General features: G+C 69.6%; 15 protein-coding genes. 8 read left to right on the plus strand and 7 right to left on the minus strand.

Going from position 1 to position 20,575, the window contains the following annotated elements; genetic code table 11:
* Positions 1-83 precede the first annotated feature (83 nt).
* From dnaK to SY84_RS10840, 5 genes are all read right to left on the minus strand, one after another.
* A complete protein-coding gene (gene dnaK / locus SY84_RS10820; protein WP_046844016.1) occupies positions 84-1,970 on the minus strand; it encodes a molecular chaperone DnaK in 1,887 nt (628 codons plus the stop codon).
* 274 nt (positions 1,971-2,244) lie between these two features.
* On the minus strand, positions 2,245-4,197 hold the full coding sequence (locus SY84_RS10825) for an amino acid transporter (protein ID WP_046844017.1): 1,953 nt from the start codon (positions 4,195-4,197) through the stop codon (positions 2,245-2,247).
* A gap of 147 nt (positions 4,198-4,344) precedes the next feature.
* The gene (locus SY84_RS10830; RefSeq protein WP_046844018.1) at positions 4,345-5,667 is read right to left on the minus strand and encodes a Glu/Leu/Phe/Val family dehydrogenase; all 1,323 of its coding nucleotides are present in this window, start codon (positions 5,665-5,667) and stop codon (positions 4,345-4,347) included.
* A gap of 84 nt (positions 5,668-5,751) precedes the next feature.
* The gene (locus SY84_RS10835; protein WP_046844019.1) at positions 5,752-6,996 is read right to left on the minus strand and encodes a Glu/Leu/Phe/Val family dehydrogenase; all 1,245 of its coding nucleotides are present in this window, start codon (positions 6,994-6,996) and stop codon (positions 5,752-5,754) included.
* A 418-nt stretch (positions 6,997-7,414) separates the two neighbouring features.
* The gene (locus SY84_RS10840; RefSeq protein WP_046844020.1) at positions 7,415-8,389 is read right to left on the minus strand and encodes a polyprenyl synthetase family protein; all 975 of its coding nucleotides are present in this window, start codon (positions 8,387-8,389) and stop codon (positions 7,415-7,417) included.
* 136 nt (positions 8,390-8,525) lie between these two features.
* Here SY84_RS10840 and SY84_RS10845 point away from each other — a divergent pair, with 136 nt between their 5' ends.
* Both SY84_RS10845 and SY84_RS10850 read left to right on the plus strand, forming a co-directional pair.
* Complete coding sequence (locus tag SY84_RS10845; RefSeq protein ID WP_046844021.1) at positions 8,526-9,110, plus strand: hypothetical protein; 585 nt, start codon at positions 8,526-8,528, stop codon at positions 9,108-9,110.
* 125 nt (positions 9,111-9,235) lie between these two features.
* Entirely contained in the window at positions 9,236-9,472 is a 237-nt protein-coding gene (locus tag SY84_RS10850) for a hypothetical protein (protein WP_046844022.1), read from the plus strand.
* 66 nt (positions 9,473-9,538) lie between these two features.
* Here the strand turns inward: SY84_RS10850 and SY84_RS10855 are convergent, their stop codons facing one another.
* Together SY84_RS10855 and SY84_RS10860 are read right to left on the minus strand one after the other, a co-directional pair.
* Positions 9,539-10,156, minus strand: a complete 618-nt coding sequence (locus tag SY84_RS10855; protein WP_046844023.1) for a GNAT family N-acetyltransferase — start codon at positions 10,154-10,156, stop codon at positions 9,539-9,541.
* On the minus strand, positions 10,153-10,557 hold the full coding sequence (locus SY84_RS10860; protein ID WP_046844024.1) for a ketosteroid isomerase-related protein: 405 nt from the start codon (positions 10,555-10,557) through the stop codon (positions 10,153-10,155). Before SY84_RS10860 ends, SY84_RS10855 begins: the two co-directional genes overlap by 4 nt.
* A gap of 273 nt (positions 10,558-10,830) precedes the next feature.
* Here SY84_RS10860 and SY84_RS10865 point away from each other — a divergent pair, with 273 nt between their 5' ends.
* From SY84_RS10865 to SY84_RS10890, 6 genes are all read left to right on the plus strand, one after another.
* Positions 10,831-12,306, plus strand: coding sequence for a hypothetical protein (locus SY84_RS10865; protein WP_046844025.1), 1,476 nt, complete (start codon positions 10,831-10,833; stop codon positions 12,304-12,306).
* A 64-nt stretch (positions 12,307-12,370) separates the two neighbouring features.
* Positions 12,371-13,408, plus strand: a complete 1,038-nt coding sequence (gene mutY / locus SY84_RS10870) for an A/G-specific adenine glycosylase (RefSeq protein WP_046844026.1) — start codon at positions 12,371-12,373, stop codon at positions 13,406-13,408.
* A gap of 127 nt (positions 13,409-13,535) precedes the next feature.
* A complete protein-coding gene (locus SY84_RS10875; RefSeq protein ID WP_380081301.1) occupies positions 13,536-14,369 on the plus strand; it encodes an isoprenyl transferase in 834 nt (277 codons plus the stop codon).
* Positions 14,370-14,828: 459 nt separating this feature from the next.
* Entirely contained in the window at positions 14,829-15,320 is a 492-nt protein-coding gene (locus SY84_RS10880) for a hypothetical protein (RefSeq protein ID WP_046844027.1), read from the plus strand.
* A gap of 53 nt (positions 15,321-15,373) precedes the next feature.
* Complete coding sequence (locus tag SY84_RS10885; RefSeq protein WP_046844028.1) at positions 15,374-17,668, plus strand: hypothetical protein; 2,295 nt, start codon at positions 15,374-15,376, stop codon at positions 17,666-17,668.
* Between the two features lie 133 nt (positions 17,669-17,801).
* Positions 17,802-20,573: an isopeptide-forming domain-containing fimbrial protein gene (locus SY84_RS10890; protein ID WP_328512055.1), complete on the plus strand. Its 2,772-nt coding sequence runs from the start codon at positions 17,802-17,804 to the stop codon at positions 20,571-20,573.
* Positions 20,574-20,575 lie beyond the last annotated feature (2 nt).

Genomic DNA, 20,575 nt, shown 5'->3' on the forward strand with positions numbered 1-20,575 from the left:
CCTGGATGTTGGTGCTGGTGGGCGGCAGCCTCGCCCGACCCTCGCCTCCCCCTGGGGGGAGGTGCCCCGCAGGGGCGGAGGGGTTATTCGGCGGGTTTGAAGTCCGCGTCGATCACGTCGTCGTCGGCTTTCGCCTGGGGCTGGCCCTGCGCGGCGCCGGCGTCCTGACCCTGCGCCTGGGCGGCGGTCATGAAGGAGCGGAGTTCCTCTTCCAGCTTCTTCTGGGCGGCGTCAATGCGGGCGTCGTCGTCGCTGCGGACGGCTTCCTCGGCCTCGTCGGCGGCGGCCTTGAGCTTGTCCTTGGCGTCCTGGGTGGCAGCGCCGTTTTCCTCGATCTGGCCGAGGGCCTGGACGCGCAGGCTGTCGAGGTTGTTGCGCTTCTCGACCTTCTCGCGGCGCTGCTTGTCGGCGGCGGCGTTCTGCTCGGCTTCCTGCACCATGCGTTCCACGTCGCTCTTGTCGAGGGTGGTGGTGTTCTCGATGCGGATGCTGGCTTCCTTGCCGCTGGTCTTTTCCTTGGCGGTGACGTGCAGGATGCCGTTGGCGTCGATGTCGAAGGTCACCTCGATCTGGGGCTGACCGGCGCGCATGGGTGGGATGCCTTCCAGCTTGAAGCGGCCCAGGCTCTTGTTGTCGTTCGCCATGGGGCGTTCGCCCTGCAGGACGTTGATCTCCACGCCGGGCTGGTTGTTCTCGGCGGTGGTGTAGATCTCGGTCTTCTTGGCGGGGACGGTGGTGTTGCGGGTGATCATGGGGGCGATCATGCCGCCCTTGACCTCCACGCCCAGCGTCAGCGGGGTCACGTCGACCAGCACGATGTCGCCCAGGCTGGAGTCACCCTGGATGATCCCGGCCTGTACGGCGGCGCCGAGCGCGACGGCCTCGTCGGGGTTCACGGACTCGTTGGGGGTCTTGCCGATGATGTCCTGCACGATGCGCTTCACGGCGGGGATGCGGGTGCTGCCGCCCACCAGGATCACTTCGTCGATCTTGCTGGCGTCCAGCTTGGCGTCGGCGAGGGCCTGCTCGACGGGCTTGCGCACGCGGCGCAGCAGGTCGGCGGTGAGTTCCTCGAACTTGGCGCGGCTCAGGGTGCGCTCGAGGTGCATGGGGGTGCGGGTCTCGGGGTCAAAGGTGATGAACGGCAGGCTGACCGTGGTTTCGGAGGCGTTGCTCAGTTCGATCTTGGCCTTCTCGGCCGCTTCGATCAGGCGCTGCAGGGCCTGCTTGTCCTTGCGCAGGTCGAAGCTGTTGTCCTTCTGGAACTCGGTGGCGAGCCAGTCGACGATGCGCTGGTCGAAGTCCGCGCCGCCCAGGTGGGTGTCGCCGCTGGTGGATTTCACTTCGAACACGCCGTCGCCCAGTTCGAGGATGGTCACGTCGAAGGTGCCGCCCCCCAGGTCGAAGACCAGCACGGTCTCGTTGCCCTTGCGTTCCAGGCCGTAGGCGAGCGCGGCGGCGGTGGGTTCGTTGATGACGCGCAGGACGTTCAGGCCCGCGATCTCACCGGCCTGCTTGGTGGCCTCGCGCTGGCTGTTGTCGAAGTACGCGGGGACGGTGACGACCACGTCCTTGATCTTCTCGCCCAGCTTGGCGCTGGCGTCGTTCACGAGCTTGCGCAGCACCTCGGCGCTGACCTGCTCGGGGGCGAGGTCCTGGCCGTTCACTTCGATGCGCACGCTGCCGCCGGGGCCTTCTTTCACGGTGAAAGGGCTGCGGGCGGCTTCTTCCTTCACTTCGTCCCAGCGGCGACCGATGAAGCGCTTGACTTCAAACAGCGTGGCGGCAGGGTTCAGGGCGGCCTGACGGCGGGCGATTTGCCCGACGAGACGCTCGTCGCCCTTGTACGCAACGACGCTGGGGGTGGTGCGGGCGCCTTCGGCGTTCACGATCACTTCGGGGCGGCCGCCCTCCATGACGGAGATCACAGAGTTGGTGGTACCGAGGTCAATTCCGACTGCTTTGGGCATGTTGACTCCTGTGGGGATGGGGATTTGCTGCCGCGCGGGCAGCAGTTCTGATCGCCATACAGCATAGGCCCACAGTTTCCGGGTGTCAATAGACTTGAGTGCTATACGCTCAAGTCTAAGATTGCCTCAAGGTCATACGGACTCCGGTTGAAAGGTGTGCAAAAACCTTCAACCCGAGCGGATGCGAGTGGGAGCAAAGCGGGTTCCGGGCGTGGAGTTGACAACCCGGCGTCCTTGCGGGTTGTCAACGAAACAGACGGAGCCCGTATCGGCCTTATCCCCCCACGTGCACGATGGGCCGCCGGTCGCGGTCCGGTTCGGCGCGGCGCAGGATCTCGCGCGTCAGCGGCGGCACGTCCCCGCGCCCCCCGATCACGAAATCCAGCGCCAGCTGCAGGGGGCTGTCCTCGGTCCAGCGCATGTACACCTGCGGCGGCGCGCCCTTCTTGCGCAGCGTCAGCATCACGGCCGCGATCGTGTTCGGGATGCTCGACCCGCGCGCCTTCAGGACCGAGTACGGCCCCACGCGCAGCCCCGTGACCTCCACCACGTCCGTGAACTCGCTCGCGTCGTCCACCTCCACCTCCAGGAACAGGAACGGCTCGTCCTCCGGGAGGTGCACCATCTGCCGCACGCGCAGCTCCTGCTTGCTGTACTCGGCCTCGGACGCCCGGCCCGGATGGTGCGACACGAAACGCAGCGGCCGGATCGGGTGAGTCTTCAGGACCTCGATGGCCGCGTCGTCGAACTGCACCTGACTGACCCGCAGCTCGAACGACCGCGACACGCGCGAACTGACGCCCACCGCGAGGATCAGCACGATGAACAGCAGCGCGATCAGCAGGCCCTGCGGGTTGCTGAAGATCGTCACGGCGCTCGTGTACACGAAGATGGTGCTGATCACCCCGAACGCCCAGGCCACGCGCGGCTGGCGGCGCCGCACGGCCGTCAGGCACACCGCCACCGCCGCCGAGGTCATCATCGCCAGCACCCCGGTCGCGTACGCCGCCGCCTGCGCGTCCACGTTCGCGCGGAACGCCGCCGTCACCACGAACGCGATCAGCAGGTAGATCAGCACCAGCGGGCGGTGCAGCCGCGTCCACTCGGGCGCCATGCCGTAGCGCGGCAGATAGCGGGGCACGATGTTCAGCAGGCCCGCCATGGCGCTGGCGCCCGCGAACCACAGGATCAGGATGGTGCTCACGTCGTACGCGGTGCCGAACCACTCGCCCAGGTACTCGTGCGCCAGGAACGCCAGCGCGCGCCCGTTCGCCTCGCCGCCCGGCTGGAACGCCGCCGCCGGGATCAGCAGGGTGGTCACCAGACTGCTCGTGATCAGGAACGCACTCATCAGCAGGGCCGCTGTGGTCAGCAGCCGCTTGCCGTTGCGGATGCGCCCGGTGGGTTTGTCCTCGGTGTCGCCCCTGTCCCCCTCGATCAGCGGCATGACGACCACGCCCGTCTCGAAGCCCGACAGGCCCAGCGCCAGCTTCGGGAACACCAGCAGCGCCGCGCCGATCAGCGCCAGCGGCGAGCCGAAGCCCACGTTCAGCGTGCCCAGCCACGCCTGCACCAGCTCCGGCTGGCTCAGGATCACCTGCGCGCCCTTGCCGATCACCACGGCGCTCAGGCACAGGTACGCCACGACGAGCACCACCGCGATCCCGATGGCCTCCTTGAAGCCCTTGAGGAACACTGCGCCCAGCAGCAGCAGCAGCACGAACGTCACGCCCACCTGATGCCCCTCCAGCGCCGACTTCAGGAACGGGTTCTCGATCATGTGCGCCGAGGCGTCCGCCGCCGACAGCGTGATCGTGATGATGAAGCCGGTCGCCACGAACCCGATCAGCGACAGCACCAGGAACTTGCTGGGCCAGTACGACAGCAGCCGCTCGAGCATGCTGATCGACCCGTCCCCGTGCGGGCTGTCCTCCGCCACCCGGCGGTACATGGGCAGCGCCCCGAACAGCGTCACCAGCACGAGTACCAGCGTCGCGAAGGGTGACACCGCCCCAGCCGCCAGCGCCGCGATGCCCGGCTGGTAGCCCAGCGTGCTGAAGTAGTCCACCCCGGTCAGGCACATGACCTTCCACCAGGGGTGCTTGCGCTCGTGGGCCCTGACCTCCCCCTCGGCCTCGTAGAAGCCCTCCTGCTGCGGGTGATCCTCCTGCTGGAGCACCCAGCGGGAGACTTTCTGTGACAGGGGCCTCAGGGGCGAGGAGGGCATGACTCGCGGAGTATCCGCCTTTCAGCGCCAGAAAGAAAGGCGCCCCGCCTCACGCTTCAGGGGCACCTTCTGCAAGAGAGGATGGGGGTGGAGGTCGCCCCCCAGCACCCATCCTCTATCACCTATCGACCTTCACCCATCGACTGCTTACGGGTACAGGCCACGCAGGGCGCGCGCTTCGAGCACGCGGGTGCAGGCCACGATGTACACGGCGGTACGCAGCGTCACGCCGTGGCGTTCCTTCACGTCCCACAGGCTGCCGAAGGCCTCGCTCATGATGCGGTCCAGGCGCTTGTTGATCTCGTCTTCCGTCCAGAAGAACGAGCTGAAGTCCTGCACCCACTCGAAGTACGACACGGTCACGCCGCCCGCGTTCGCCAGCACGTCCGGCACGACCGTCACGCCGCGCTCGGCAAGCAGGTCGTCCGCGGCGGGAATGGTGGGGCCGTTGGCGCCCTCGACGATCAGTTTCGCCTTGATCTGCCCGGCGTTCGCCAGGGTGATCTGCTTTTCCAGCGCGGCGGGGATCATCACGTCGCAGTCCACGCTCCAGAACTCGTCGCGCTTGATTTCCTCGGTACCGGGCAGCTCGGTGATCTTGCCGGTGCGGCGCAGGTGCTCCAGCGCGGCCTTCGGGTCGATCCCGGCGGCGCTGTGGATGGTGCCGGTCACGTCCTGAATGGCGACGATCTTCGCGCCGTGCTCATGGAAGATGCGCGCGGCGGCCTCGCCCACGTTCCCGAAGCCCTGCACCGCCACCCGCGCGCCCTGCATGGGCATCCCGAGTTTCTTCATGGCCTCCGCGCCGGTCACGAACACGCCGCGCCCGGTGGCGTCGCCGCGGCCCAGGCTGCCGCCCAGGGACACGGGTTTGCCGGTCACGACGCCGGTCGCGGTGCGGCCCACGTTCATGGAGTACGTGTCCATCATCCACGCCATCGTCTGCGGGTTGGTGTTCACGTCCGGCGCGGGAATGTCCTTCTCCGGCCCGATGATCAGGCCGATCTCCGTGGTGTAGCGGCGCGTCAGGCGCTCGAGTTCCCCCGTGGAGTACTTGCGCGGGTCGATGCGGATGCCGCCCTTGCCGCCCCCGTACGGGAGGTTCACGGCGGCGTTCTTCACGGTCATCCACGCCGACAGGGCCATGACCTCGCTGAGGGTCACGTCCTGGTGGTAGCGCACACCGCCCTTGGCGGGGCCGCGCGACGTGTTGTGCTGCACGCGGTAGCCTTCGAAGTGCGCGACGGTGCCGTCATCGAGGTGGATGGGCACGTCCACGACCAGGATGCGCTTGGGCCGCTTGAGGGTCTCGGCCCAGTAGGCGAGCTTGCCGAGGTACGGCGTGACGCGCTCGACCTGCTCGAGGTAGATCTCGTACGGCCCGATGTTGTTCGGGTCGAGGTAGCTGGGAATGGCGTGCGCGCCGGATTTGGGCCCAGTGCTGTTGGTCGGATCTTGCGTGGCGGTCATGGCAGTGCCTCCAGGGAAGGAGAGGGGGGTGTGGTTGGTCGGTGCCGCAGGGCTGCTGGTGACTTCAGCGGGCCGGGAAGGCGGTTATGGGTACACGCCACGCATCACGGTGGCGCTATGCAGGCGGTTCAGGGCCAGGGCGTACGCGGCGGTGCGCAGGTCGGTCTGGCGCGTGCGGGCCACACTCATGACGTCACTGACGGCCACGTTCACGCGCTGGTCAATCGCGGCCTCGATCTCCTCTTCCGTCCAGAAGAAGTTGCTGGCGTCCTGCACCCATTCCAGGTAGTTCACGACCACGCCGCCGATGCTGGCGATCAGGTCGGGGATGACCTGCACGCCCGCCCCGGCCAGGAAGCGCTCGGCCTCGGGCAGCACGGCGCGGTTGGTGGCCTCCACGACGTAGCGGGCGCGCACGGCGTGGGCGTTTCCGGCATTCACGGTGCCGTAGTCGTACGCGAGCAGCAGCACGTCCACGTCGAGCTCGGTGACCTCGGCGGGGGTGATGTCGGTTGCGAAGCCCGCCACGCTGCCGTGCTGCTCGCGGTAGGCGGACAGCGCGTCCAGGTCCAGGCCGGAGCTGGCGAAGGTCGCGCCGTCCTGGTCGGACACGGCGATGACCAGCGCGCCCTGCGCGGCGAGGGTCTGCGCGGCGCGGCGGCCCACGTCCCCGAAGCCGTACACGGCGACCTTGGCGCGGCTGAGGCTCTCGCCGCGCTCCTCCAGCACGCGCGCGGCGACCAGCGCGGCGCTGCGGCCCCGGGCGTCCTTGCTGCCGTAGCTGCCGCCCAGCGGGATGGGCTTGCCGACCACGACGCCGTTACTGGTCGTGCCGGTGTTCTCGTTGTACGTGTCGAGCATCCAGGCCATCGCCTGCGCGTCGCTGCCCACGTCGGGCGCGAGGATGTCCTCGTTGTGGCCGATCAGTTCGACCAGTTCGCTGGTGTAGCGGCGCACCACGCCCTCCAGCTCGTGAGGGCTGAGGGTGCCGGGGTCGACGTCCACGCCGCCCTTCGCGCCGCCGAGGGGCAGGTCGGCCACGGCGGCCTTGAGGGTCATGATCGCGGCGAGCACCTCGCACTCGTGGGCGTTGACGCCTTCACGCAGGCGCACGCCGCCCATGCTGGGGCCGCGTGAGGTGCTGTGCACGGTGCGGTAGCCGCGGAAGACGCGGATGCTGCCGTCGTCCATGCGCACCGGGAGGTTCACGCTGACGGTGCGTTTGGGGTACTTGAAGTACGCGAGGGACTGGTCGGTGACCTCGCAGTGGGGCAGTGCCTGCCGGAGTTGCTCCATGAGGCCCTGCCAGTTGAGTCCTGATGCCCGCATTTGACGGTCTCCTTCCCTTCGGTGGGAACTGGGGTGGGTGGTGTGGTTTGGCTCAGGCGCAGCATACACGCGCCCGGTGAGACGCATAGACAGGTGCGGGGCGGGGCGCGTCCCACGATGACGACCGTGGACTGAGGCGTGAACCTCCGAAGTTGTATCCAGTATCCACAGAGGCGTCAACCCCGCTTTCTCACGCTGAACACGCGCAAAACCTGAACCGCTTCCACCTCGGCCCTGCGTGGCGCGGCTGCCCACAACCTGCCGAACGGCAATCCGGCCTCCGCGTGCCCTCGCAGACCGACGAAACGTCAGCGTCCCACGCGGCGGGACGACCCGGGCGGTCTGAACCCGGTTCAGATCGGGCCTCTATAGAAAGAAGGGGAGCCGTGCTGGCCCCCTTCCCGCACTTCGCTCCTCTTCAGCGGCTGCGTTCGATCTCACGCACCGCCAGCCGCTCCAGCGCGTCCCGCGCGTCCCCGGGGGGCAGGGCACGCAGGGCGTCCACCGCCAGCCACGCGCGGCGGCGCACCTCGGCGCGGGTCGCCTCGAAAGCCCCCTCCTGCGCCGCCAGCGCCTGCACGCGCGCCACGTCCCCCTCGTGCGAGGCGCGGCGTTCCAGCACGTCCCGCACCTCGTCGCCGTGAGGCCCCTCAAGCAGGTGAAGCAGCGGATACGTCGCCTTACCCTCACGCAGGTCACCGCCGACCGGCTTGCCCAGCGTCACCTCGTCTGCCGCGAGGTCCAGCAGGTCGTCCTGCATCTGGAAGGCCATCCCGTACTCCAGCCCGAAGGTCGCCAGCGCCTCCCGCTGCGCCGCCGTCGCGCCCAGCAGCACCGCCGGGGCTTCCGCCGCCAGCTGCGTCAGCGCCGCCGTCTTGCCGTGAATCACGTTCAGGTAATGCTCCAGCGCGTACTCCTGGTACGCCGCCACCTGGAACTGCAGCACCTCGCCCTCGCAGATCACGCTGGCCGTCTCACCGAACATGCGGGTCAGGGCCGCGCCGCCCGGCATGCCCGAGAGCAGCCCCAGCAGCCGCGCCAGCATGAAATCGCCACTCATGACACTCACCACGTTCCCGAACCGCCGGAACGCCGCCTGCTGCCCCCGGCGCGTGTCCGCGTCGTCGATCAGGTCGTCGTGCAGCAGCGACGCCGAGTGCAGCAGTTCCACGCACACACCCAGGTCACGTACGGCGGCCCAGTCCGCGCGGGCCGGGCTGGCGCCGAGCACCTGCGCCGCAAGCAGCGCGATCATCGGGCGCACCCGCTTCCCGCCCGCCGCGACCAGATCATCCCCGATCAGCTCAATGAATTCCACCCGCGAGCGCAGCACCTCGCGCAGCCGCGCTTCGAACGCCGCATCCGGCAGGCCGAGGGTGAGAAGGCCAGTCATGCGGGCAGTATAGGAAAGCGGCGGGCAGCCAAACGTACCACCCCCCCCAGCTTCCGCCCCGGGATGAAGGCTCCCGCACCGCCGTGAGCGCTTTGTCCCTCGCAGCGCACACGCTCCTCATGCTACAAAGCAGGGTATGGAAAGTGTCGTTGCTCTCTTCCGCGAACCCCAGCAGGCGCAGGGGGCGTTGCAGACCCTGCTGCAGCGCGGCTTTGACCGTGACCACCTCGGCTTTGCGCTGACGGACGTCATCGCGCAGGAGGACATCGCCCAGCAGACCGGCGTCAGCCCCGAAGCCGGGCAGCCCGCCGGGACCGCCGCCGTCCTCAAGGGCGCGTGGCTGGGCATCCTGGGCGGCCTCGTGCTGACCGTGCCCATCTGGTTGCTGCTGCTCATCATTCCCGTCACCCGCATCTACGCCGACGGCGGCGTGCTGGGCATCCTGTTCGGCGTGATCGGGGGCGGCGCCCTGGGCGGCCTCTTCGGTGCGCTGGCGGGCAGCGACCACGGCGACTTCGTCAACCTCCTGCGGCGCATGGGCGTCCCCGCCCCCCAGGCCGAGAAGTTCTACGGCGGCATGAAGGACGGGCACGTCATGGTCATCGCCCGCGACCCCAGCGGCATGCGTGCCGACGAGGCCCTGAGCGTCATGCGTAAGCACGGCGCCGTGAAGCTGGAAGACGCCGTGGGTGCCGGGCAGCTCCAGAGCGAACGCCACTAGGACGTGTTCTCCCCGTGTGGCCCGCGATCCGGAATTCCCGGCGCGGGCCGCGCCCATGCCCCCAGCCCCACAGGGAAGGGGAGAGGCAAGAGCGCTGTCAGACGCCCGTGGCTACACTGGGCGGCATGTTCGGTCGCCGCGTCCCCCCCCACATCGTGTTCGCCTTCAGCCTGCTCCTGGCCGCGCTGTGCGCCTGGGCAGCCTTCGCCGCCCTGACGAGCGACCGGATCATCTGGGGCGTGCTGGCCGCCGTGTTCGCCGTGTGGTTCACCGTGGACGCCTTCCGCTCCTACGGCTGGGCACAGGCGAAGAAGCGCGCAGAGGCCGAGACGCACGCCCGGAACCACCCGAACCTCAAATAAGACGGAATCCGTTCCTCTCCTGCTCGCTGTGCTGCGCAGCTCTACGAATCCCCTTCGGGTGAGAGATTACGCAAACCTTTCCACCGGAGGCCGGGTAGGGTCCCGGCGCACCCAGAACCGCATCGGTTTGGGCGTCTCCCGCGCCTCTTCCAGATCAGGCCAGGACAGCGCCACATGCAGGTCCGGGCGTTCCACGTACCCACGCGCCGCCCAGAAGGCGTTCAGGGGCCGGTACGGCTGCGGCCGCAGCGGGTGATCCCCGGGGCGCTGCACCGCGCAGAACGCTGTCACTGTCAGCCCCAGCGTGCGGGCGTGTGCCTCGCGCCCGTCGAAGAACGCGTGGCCCAGCCCACGCCCCCGGTACTCGGGCAGCAGGACGCTCTCGCCGAGGTACAGCACCTCCCGCTCGTCGAACTCGGACTGCTGGAAGGGCGCGCGGATCTCGTCCGTCTCCTGGGTCAGTGGCAGGGCGCTGCTGGCGCCCACCACCCGCCCGCCGTCGCGCGCGAGGAGCACCACGGCGTCCGGCGCGTCCAGGTACGTGCGCAGGTAGGCCTCCTCGTACGCGGCCGTCCCGTCGTACAGGTACGGGAACTCACGGAACACCGTGATCCGCAGCCGCGCCAGGTCCGCGATGAACGGCGCCAGGTCCGCATCGCCCACCGCGTCGATCCTCAGAGTCAAGCCCCCACCTGACGGGACCAGTCCGCGAGATTGTAGTAGTTCGTGACCCGCGCGATCTTCCCCCCGTGCACCTCGAAGAACGCCCCGACCGGCAGGACGTACCGCTGCCCGCGCGCCTCGGGCAGACCCGGATCGGTGCGCAGGTACTCGCCGTGAATCACGAACTCCGCGCTCGCCCGCGCGCCGTCCGGGGTACTCATGACGACCAGCTCACGCGCCTGCTCGCGGTAGTGGAGGTCCATCTTCGCCAGGAACGCCCGGAAGGCGTCCAGGCCGACCTGAGTTTCACCCTCGTTGATGTCGTGCCGCACGTCGTCGGTCAGCAGGGCCAGCATGCCCCCGAACTCGGCGGCGTTGAACGCAGCGTAATACTGCTCGATCAGCTTCACAGTGGACTCCATGCGTGCAGCATAGAGTCCCCACTCAACCCCTGAAACGCGCACCTTCCCACAGTGCGGCCCGCCTCATTCCCCCGGCAGTTCACAGGTCCTTCAGCCTTTGCAGGCCCACAGTTCATGAACTTGAGGCACCGTACAGGGAGTCGCCGCGCCATTTCAGGCTCCGGCACGGATTCCTGCGCTTGACAGGCCGGAATCTGCTACTTTAGGAACACTTTATTCAGCAGTGAATCGTTTCACCCTGCCCGGAAACGGCCCAACTGGAGGAACCCACGCGTGAAAGCCCAGCGCTACATCATCACCCGCCCCTGCCTGCAGGACGGCAGCCTGCGCCTTCTCAAGTACCTCGAGGGCACGTTCCCCAGCGCCGGACCCATCACGCTGGTCGACGATCAGGGCCATGAACACGCCGCGCAGGTGGACCTGACGGGCCGGCGCGTCACCGGCCTGGGCAGCGTGTACCACGCGCAGAACCTCGGCGTGAACGATGTGCTGATGATCACGCCCATCCAGCCGGGCCGGTTCCAGGTCGAATCGATCGTCAAACCGCACGCGCCGCCTCCTGCCCCGCGCCGCGACGCGCCCAAGAAACCCGAGACGCGCCGCGTGGTCGTCGCGTCCACTCCCCACGTCCGCGAGGTGCGCCTCCAGGAGGTCCGGCCCGCGCTGAACACCGCGCCCGTCGGCGAGCCCCCCCGCACCCCCGACGCCCGGCCCGAGGCGCCCCGCCCCGCCGAGACCCAGCGGACCCCGGAAGCCCACCGGACATCAGAGGCGGCGCGCGTCCCCGAAGCGCCGCGCCGATCCGATCCGGTCCGTGACCCCGCTGCCGCTGGGAAGGCGCAGCCTGACCGGGTGGAGCCCAGCCGTGCAGAGCCTGCCCGCGCTGACACTGGCCGCGTCACGGCGCGTCCTGCCGCGGCGGCCAGCAGCCCCACCGCGGGCGTGACGGTCCGCCCCCTGGACGTCCGCTTCGACGCCCCGGCCCGCAGCGTGCCGGCCACTGGGGTCACGGCTTCCGGCGCCGCAACGGCCGCCCTGGCGCGGACCGTGACCGCAGCGGCGCCCGCGCCCGCGCCGCTGAACCTGCGGGACGACGCGGCGAACCTCGCGGAACTCGCGCGCCTGACCGGCTACCGCCTGGAAGACCTGGGCAGCGGCGTGCTGCGCCTGAACGCCGAACTGGGCGCCCACAGCTACGCCGTGCTGATCGCCACGAGCGAGGCCGCCGTGCGCGCCGACGCCTGGAAGGAACGCGCCGACTACTGCGTCCTGCTGACCGGCGAGACCGACCGCGCCGTGAACACCCCCCGCCTGACCCGCGAGGCCCTGGAGGCCCTGATCGACCACGCGCAGCTGGCGCCGCTGTCCACCGTGGACCTGCGCGGCTACTGGAAGGCGGGCAGCGTGGATCTGGAGGCTGCCGCGAGCGTCGCGGAACTCGTGGGCGCGCACCTGGCGCAGCGCGGCGCGTTCAGCGCGGTCCTGCTGACCCTGGCGCAGCAGCCCGCGCACTCGCTGGTCAGCGTGCAGCGCCTCGCCGAGCGGCTGGGCAGCGGCGTGAACTACGCCGAGCTGGGCGGCATCCTCGACACGCTGACCCGCGCGCCCTTCCTGGCCCTGACGCCCCTGCCCGGCGGGCAGTACCTGCTGCGCAGCGGCGTGTCCGACCTGCTGCTGGAACTGGCCGAGTACGCCGACGGCCTGCGCCGCCGCATGCGCGCCCCCGCCCGTGAGGCCGTACCCGCCTGAACGCGGCCCTCAACCCCCACGCCGGACACGGTCTGGCCCCGCACCGCGCCCCTACACTGGCGCGGTGCCTGCTTTGAGTGCCGATGTCCCCGACCTGCGCGCCGCGCTGCTGGCATGGTTCGACCGGCAGGGCCGCGACCTGCCCTGGCGGCAGGGCCCCGAGGGACAGCGCGACCCCTACCGCGCCTGGGTGGCCGAGGTGCTGCTGCAGCAGACGCAGGTGGCGCGCGGCCTCGGCTACTACCAGCGGTTCCTGACGGCCTTTCCCACCGTGCAGGCCCTGGCGGACGCCCCGCTGGACGACGTCCTGAAGGCCTGGGAGGGCTGCGGATACTACGCCCGCGCCCGCAACCTGCACCGCGCCGCACAGGTGGTCGCGCAGCAGGGATTCCCCGAGGAGTACGGCGGGTGGCTGGCCCTGCCCGGCGTGGGTCCGTACACCGCCGCCGCGCTGAGCAGCTTCACCCTGAACGAGGCGCGCGCCGTGAACGACGGCAACGTCCGCCGCGTCCTGGCCCGCCTGCACGCCGAACCCCAGCCCACGCCCCGCTGGGTGCAGGCCCAGGCAGACGCCCTGCTCGACCCGGCGCGGCCCGGCGCGTGGAACGAGGCCGTCATGGACCTGGGCGCCACCGTCTGCACCCCGAAACGTCCGCAGTGCGGCGACTGCCCCCTGTCTCCCTGGTGCGCCGCACGCGCGGGTGGTCAGCCTGCCGCGTACCCTGCCCCGAAGGCCCGCCCGGCCGTGCAGGAGGTGCATGCTGTCGCCGTCCTGATCGGCACCCCGCACCGGGCCGTGCTCGAGCAGCGGCAGGGCACGCTCCTCGGCGGCCTGTGGGGCCTCCCGGCCCAGACCTTCGACCCGGCCCGGCCCGGCGCGCAGGCGCAGGCGCTGCGGGACCTGTGTGCGCGATTGCAGGCCGCGCCCGGCGACCCGCTGGGCGAGGTCGCGCACGCCATGACGCACCGCCGCGTGATCTGGCAGGTGTACGCCGCAGCCGGTGGGCCTCCCCCTACCGACGTGCGCGGCGCCGCCCTGTCCCGCCTGGACCACAAGGCCCTGAGCCTCGCGCAGGGGCGCGCCGACTCACTGTTCACCTGACCCGCCCCCCAGCCGCCCGTCGGTAGACCGACCTGCTGTCAGAAGCTTGTGACGTCTGCCCGTCCGCGCCGCGCGCCGTCCTGCTTTCGGCCGACGCGGCGTTTCAGGCAGGCGGTACACTGTCCGGGTGAAGTCGCCTGCCCCCGCCACGATCATCCTCCGAACCGTCCAGACCATCCGGAACCGGGTTCGCGGGGCGCTGGTGTGGGGCTACGAGCAGCGGCTCGCCCACGAGGTCCGCGCGCACGGCCGCCTGCCGCAGCACCTGGGCCTGATCCTCGACGGGAACCGCCGTTTCGCGCGTGCCAGCGGCCTGCAACGCGAACTGGGCCACTCCATCGGCGCGGACAAGGCCCACGAGGTGTTGCAGTGGTGCCTGGAACTCGGCATCCCCGCCGCGACCATCTGGGTGCTGTCCACCGACAACAAGGGCCGCGACCCGCAGGAACTCGCGCACATCCTCTCGCTGCTGGAAAAGGAAGCGCGCGCCCTGGCCACCGACCCGCGCATCCATGCCAACCACGTGCGTGTGCGGGCCATCGGGCAGCACGACGGCTTCCCCGCGCACGTCCTGGCGGCCCTGAAGGACCTGGAGGACAAGACCGCGCACTACGACGGCATGCGCCTGAACATCGCCGTCGGCTACGGTGGCCGCGAGGAGATCGTCGACGCGGTCAAGGCGCACCTCCAGGCGCAGGTCGGCGCCGGGTACACCCTCACGCAGGCCGCCGAGGCCCTCACCCCCGACCACATCAGCGCGCACCTGTACGCCGCGGATACCCCCGACCCCGATTTCATCATCCGCACCAGCGGCGAGATCCGCCTGTCCGGCTTCATGCTGTGGCAGAGCGTGTACTCCGAGTACTACTTCTGCGACGTGTACTGGCCCGGGTTCCGCCGCGTGGACTTCCTGCGGGCCCTGCGCGACTACCAGGGCCGCGACCGGCGCTTCGGACGCTGAGACACGGGCGTCACCCCTGACGGCGCTGCCGGGCCCGCGACGTCGTGTCCGGTGGGCCTGAATACTCCGGTTAAGCCTGCGCGGTACGCACCCGGTCGCTGCGGTCGGGGCGACCCCAGCGCGGCGCAGCAGCGCAGGCGCAGAGCGGAGCAGTGCGGCCGGTCCGGCAGGACAGGAGCGGCCAGGGGTTGCCCCCGCCGGGGGCACTCGTGAACCTGCTTGTTCGCAGGGGAGACGTGCGGTAGGGCCGGACGCAATGTGAAATTTACCGTATACAACGAGAAAACCTGCGGGGGTGTGGGAGGTGGGACGCCCTGAGCGGTATATGGCGTCTGTCACGGTGTCCCGCGGGCCTGCGGCCTGTGTAAGCGGGACGTAAGAGCGGCATTCTTACCCTTTCCTCAGTTCTGGTGAACGGAACACGGGGCCCAGCAGTGGCCCGCCTGGAAGGAGAAGCACATGAAGCTCAAGTTCGCCCTGATGATCACGCTCGCCGGCGCCGCAGCCGCCCAGACAGCCAGTCCGGTCAGCCTGAACCTGGTCATGTCGCTGGTGAAGACCGTCAAGGTGGATGGCAAGACCACCGAGCAGTTCGCTCCCAGCCCCAAGACCGTCCTGCCCGGCGACGTGATCCGCCAGGTCGTCACGGTCCGCAACAGCGGCGGCCGGGCCATGAAGAACGTGCCCGTGACGCTGCCCGTCCCCAAGAACACCCGATACCTCGCGCCGGAGAAGGGCCTGGACGACGTCCGCACCGAATACTCCATTGACCAGGGCAAGACCTTCGCCTCCGCTCCCCTCATGAAGAAAGTGACCGTCACGGAAAACGGCCGCAGCGTCGTGAAGGAGGTGGAGGTGAAACCCAGCGAGTACACCACCGTCCGCTGGACCGTCAGTGAACTCCGCGCGGACCAGACCCTGAAACTCGGCTACCGCATCCAGGTCAAGTAACCGTTCACCCCGCCCCACCCACCTACCCTCGCCGTCCCACCCGGAGGAACCCCATGAAAAAGTCCCACCTGATCGTCCTGATGGCCGCCCTGGCCGCCGGCACCGCCGCCGCTGAAGGCACCGTCGCCGGCACCACCATCGAGAACACCGCCAGCGCCAGCTTCCAGGATCCCGCCAACGCCGGCACCACCCTGACCAGCAACTCCAACACCGTCAGCACCACCGTGCTGCCCCTGCCCGGCTTCGACATCGTGTACAACGACAGCACCGCCGACGGCAACACCATCAGCACCACCCCGATCCTGACGACCGGCGCCGTCCCCGGCCAGAAGGTCACCACCGGGTACTCCGTGCTGAACAACGGCAACGTGACCCTGACCGTGAACCTCGCCGCAGACACCACCGGCGCCGCCAGCGGGCAGACCGTGCAGTACTACCTGGACGCCAACGGTGACGGCGTGGCTGACAGCACCACCCCCATCACCAGCGTCATCGTGCCCGTGGACGACCCCAGCACCCCCGCCGACGAGGGCATCGTGAAGATCGTGCAGGTCGTGACCCTGCCCACCGACCCGGCCCTGATCACCCCCAGCAGCATCTTCGGGGCGTCCCCCGAGGGCAGCGTCACCGGCACTGCCGGCGCCGACCCGCTCGTCACCCCCGGCAACGGCTACGCCACTGGCACCACGGTCTACGAGGACGGCAAGGCTGTGAACACTGACCTGCAGTTCGTGCGCATCACGGTGTTCGCCCCCGCGCTGGACAACAACCCCAACACCAACCCCAGCACGCCCGTCGACAGCGCCGGTAACCCCATCACCGACCCGGCGCTCGTGCCCCCCAGCCAGACCGTGCAGATCCCCACGGAAACCACAGGCAAGACCGGCGACGCCACCCCCGTGGTGCCCACCACCGGCTACATCACCCCCGGCGCGCCCGCGAGCGACCCCACCCCCGGCGGCACGCCCATCGTGCCGAACGTGGCGGGCGACATCCAGATCGCCTACCCCAAGGCCGATACCAACACCAACCCCGACACCGTGGTGTTCTCGAACAACCTGACCAACACCAGCGGCGCGACCGACAAGGTGCAGCTGTTCCCCGCCCTGGCCGACGGCACCCCCGACCCTGCCTACACCTACAACGCCGCGACCGGCACCTTCACGAACACCACCACCGGCGTGGTCATCCGTTTCCTGGACCCCGTGACCGGCGCCGTCATCCTGGCCTCCACCGACCCGAACAACCCCACGACCGCGCTGTACCCCACCGTGACCGTGCCCACGGGCAGCACCGTCGTGTACCGCACGGAAGTCACCTACCCCGACCCCAACGACAGCGCCGTGATCGCCCCCGTGACCGTCCTGATCGGCGCGGACTCCCTGAAGGACGCCGCGATCGTGTCCGACAGCACCACCACCAACACCATCCTGCCCCCCTCGGCGCAGTTCGGTGACGCCACCGGCACCCTGGGCGCCGTCAGTACCCCGGCCCCGATCCAGACCATCAATCCCAACGGCACCCAGAGCGGCGTCGCCAGCCCCGACCTGACCGATGCGACCGCCGTCTTCCCGATGGACGTCGTGAACAACGGCCAGTACAACGACAGCTACACCCTGAGCGGCAGCGTCACCCTGAACCTGGTCGGCGGCGGCACCGTCACCGTGCCGGTCCTGTACTACGCGCCGGACGGCTCGCTGCTGCCCCGCCTGAGCACCGACCCCGCCAGCCCCGACTACACCAAGTTCATCACGCCCGTCATCGCCCCCGGCACCGAGTACAAGCCCTACGCGGTCGTGCAGGTCCCGGCCGGTACGCTCACCGGTGACTACACCGTCACGCAGAACGCCGTCGGGAACTACAGCACCATCCCGATGACCGATGCCAACAATGTCATCCGCGTCGCGCCGGACGGCAACGTCGCGGTCGCCAAGTTCGTCGCCAAGAGCGGCGTGACCGCCGCCAGCAACCCCGTCAACGGCATCAACAACCCTGCCAACTTCACCGCGACCGGCGCGACCGGCGCCAAGCCCGGCGACGACATCACCTACCGCATCACTGCGAAGAACAACTACAACACCACCATCAGCAACTTCTTCCTGAGCGACACCGTGCCCGCGAACACCCTGTTCAAGAGCATCCAGCTGCTGGACACCAGCGGCACCGTGATCAGCACCAACGTCATCTACAAGGTCGGCAGCGGCGCCTGGGGCACCACCGCCCCCGCCGCCGGCCTGGCCAACCCCAGCGTGATCTACATCGCCCTGGACGCCAACAACGACCTGATTCCCGACGCGCTGGCCCCCGCCACCACCCTGACCGCCGAGTTCGTGGTCACCGTCAAGTAAGTCCGACCGGGCGCGCCCTGCCTGAGCGCAGGGTGCGCCCTTTGCACAACAGTAGAAACCATATTTGAACCCCGCACATTTGAGTGCGCCGCCCCACCCACCGCACTGCAGGTGCGCCCCCGAGGAGCCCACCGTGAACCGAGTCCTGACCACCATGAGCGCCCTGCTCGCCCTGAGTACCACCACCCAGGCCCTGACTCCGGCCGGGACCGAGATCATCAACCAGGCCAGCGCCGAGTACATCGCCCCGGAGTCCGGGACGCCCAGCACGGCGGTGTCGAATGTGATCCGCACCGTCGTGCAGGCCGTCTGCTCGGTCAGCGTCACCCCGGACGGCACGGTCGCGCAACCAGGCCAGAGCGCCGCGCTGCTGCCCGGCGAGGGCGCGGTCTTCACGTACACGGTCGTGAACACCGGCAACACCACCGAAGCCTTCCCCGTCACGGTCCAGCAGGAGGCCGGGACCATCACGCCCGGCACGCGCGTCGTCCACGACCGCAACGGCAACGGCCGCGCCGACGCGGACGAACCCGCCGTGACCAGCGTCACCCTCGCGCCGGAAGCGCGCGCGCAGCTGCTGCTGGTCGTGGCGGCCAGCGCCGCGCAGGGCGACGCGTACCTGAACCTCGTCAGCTCCTGCGCGGGCGGCGAGAACCGCGACGCGAACAACGTCAGCGTCGTCCGGGTCGGCCCGCCCCCCGTGCTCGGCGTCCAGAAGACCTTCAGCCCCGCCCTGGTCCGCCCCGGCACGGAAACCACCGTCACCGTCACCACCAGCAACACCGGCCAGGGCGAGAGCCGCGAGGTCATCCTGACCGACCTGCTGGCCGAGCAGATCGCGCGCGGCCTGAGCTTCGTGCCCGGCAGCGCCCGCACGAACGTCGGCACCCTGGAATACACCACCGACGGCACCACCTGGAGCGCCGCCGAGACCGCCCCGGTCCGTGGTGTGCGCGTGCGCGTGCCCAGCCTCGCACCCGGCGGAAGTGTCCAGCTGACCTTCCGCATGCTGGCCAGCGCCGCCGCCGAGGGCCAGCAGGTCGTGAACACCGCCACCGCCCAGACCGGCCAGGACCAGACCAGCGGCAGCGCCACCGCCGACGTCCGCTACCAGCCGGCCGTCGCCATCGGCCCGGTCGGCACCCCCGAGGCACCCGAAGCCACCCCCGCCGACCAGCAGAGCAAACCCTTCGCGGTCGCCGGGCAGCAGGTGTGCTTCGACCACACCGCCAAGAACACCGGCGACGTGCAGGACAACTACCGCGTGACCGTCACCTACCCGCAGGGCGGCGCGACCGCCACACTGTACGGCGAGAACGGCCAGCCGCTCGTGCAGCCCCTGACGCTCGCCCCCGGCCAGACGGCCTTCGTGCGGGTGTGCTACGACGCGCAGCCCGGCGGCCTGAACGCCCTGATCACCATCCAGGGCGACCGCGGCACCAGCAACACCACCAGTGACGTGATCGGCAGCGTGCAGGGCGGCCTGCCAGAACTCCGGAAGAGTTACGTCGCCACCGCGAAGAACGAGCAGGGGCAGACCGTCCCGGTTCCCGACGGCGGCACCGTCTCGGTCGGGGACACCATCACGTACACCCTGACGATCCGCAACCCGTACACGCTGCCCCTGACGAACGTGGTCGTCACCGACCCGATCCCCGCGCACCTCGACGCGACCGCCGTGGACCAGGGCGGCGTGCTCAGTGGGGTCAGCGGCGCGCAGACCGCCACCTGGACCCTCGGCACGCTGAACCCCGGTGAGAGCCGCAGCCTGACCATCGTCACGACCGTCAGCGCGCGCGCCGTGGACGGCGAGGCACTGAAGAACACCTTCAACCTCGTCAGCACCGAACTGCCCCGCCCCCTGCCCAGCAACGAGGTCCAGACGCCCGTCTGGAGCGCCAAACTGCTCATCGAGAAGACCGTCAGCGCCCCCGAGGCCACCTACGGGGACAAGCTGACCTACACCCTGAAGATCACCAACCAGTCCGCCACCACCGCCATCAGTGACGCCACCGTGACCGATACCCCCGCCCGCGGCCTGGAGTACGTCCCCGGCAGCAGCACCCTGGGCGGCAAGCCCCTGGCCGACCCGGCCATCACCGCCGGCGTCCTGACCTGGCAGGCCGGACAGATCCCTGCCGGGCAGAGCATCACCATCACCTACCAGACCCGCGTGACCCCCGAGGCGACCGGACAACTGGTCAACACCGTCATCGTCAGTGGCAGGGGCGCCGGGGGCGTGGCGCGCGCCATCGCCAGCAACCGCGCCACCGCCACCACCAAACTCAACCCCCTGAAGTTCTCCCCGCTGGCCGACATCGTCGGTACGGTCTTCGTGGACCGCAACCGCAACGGCCTGTTCGACCCGCTGCTTGACCTGGCGGTCCCGCGCGCCCGCGTGCTCCTCGCCGGGGGCCGCGAGGTCCTCACCGACGCCCGGGGGCGCTACTCCTTCCCGCACGTCCCCACCGGCACGCACGCCCTGCGCCTGGACCCCAACACCACCCCCTACCCGCCCCTGCACGTCCCGCAGGACCGCGGCCTGAGCGGCACCCAGAGCGTGTTCGTGCGCGGCCTGACGAGCGTGGACTTCCCGCTCGCCCCGCTGGGCGGCCAGATCGACGCGCTGCGCCGCACCACCCTGACCGTCGGCGACGTCCGCCTGGACAAGGCCGTGTACGCCGTGGACGGCGGCTACGTCGTCACGCTGCGCCTGACCACCCCGCGCCGCCTGGAGGGCCTGACCCTGACAGATCCCTTACCGCAGGGCGCCGTCCTGAAAGAAGGCAGAAATATTCACACGGGTACCGTGGAAGCAGGTGAACTGAACCTCACCTACCGCTTCGACTGGACGGGCGAGCCACGGGCCGCCACCACCGATCCAGATCTGAGCTGGAGGTACTGAAC

It is taken from the genome of Deinococcus soli (ex Cha et al. 2016), assembly GCF_001007995.1.
Classification (GTDB): Bacteria; Deinococcota; Deinococci; order Deinococcales; family Deinococcaceae; genus Deinococcus; species Deinococcus soli.

Coding starts and splice junctions, on each gene's coding strand:
- dnaK (WP_046844016.1), bottom strand. CDS start 1,970: ATGCCCAAAGCAGTCGGAATTGACCTCGGTACCACCAACTCTGTGATC.
- SY84_RS10825 (WP_046844017.1), bottom strand. CDS start 4,197: ATGCCCTCCTCGCCCCTGAGGCCCCTGTCACAGAAAGTCTCCCGCTGG.
- SY84_RS10830 (WP_046844018.1), bottom strand. CDS start 5,667: ATGACCGCCACGCAAGATCCGACCAACAGCACTGGGCCCAAATCCGGC.
- SY84_RS10835 (WP_046844019.1), bottom strand. CDS start 6,996: ATGCGGGCATCAGGACTCAACTGGCAGGGCCTCATGGAGCAACTCCGG.
- SY84_RS10840 (WP_046844020.1), bottom strand. CDS start 8,389: ATGACTGGCCTTCTCACCCTCGGCCTGCCGGATGCGGCGTTCGAAGCG.
- SY84_RS10845 (WP_046844021.1), top strand. CDS start 8,526: ATGGAAAGTGTCGTTGCTCTCTTCCGCGAACCCCAGCAGGCGCAGGGG.
- SY84_RS10850 (WP_046844022.1), top strand. CDS start 9,236: ATGTTCGGTCGCCGCGTCCCCCCCCACATCGTGTTCGCCTTCAGCCTG.
- SY84_RS10860 (WP_046844024.1), bottom strand. CDS start 10,557: ATGGAGTCCACTGTGAAGCTGATCGAGCAGTATTACGCTGCGTTCAAC.
- SY84_RS10880 (WP_046844027.1), top strand. CDS start 14,829: ATGAAGCTCAAGTTCGCCCTGATGATCACGCTCGCCGGCGCCGCAGCC.
- SY84_RS10885 (WP_046844028.1), top strand. CDS start 15,374: ATGAAAAAGTCCCACCTGATCGTCCTGATGGCCGCCCTGGCCGCCGGC.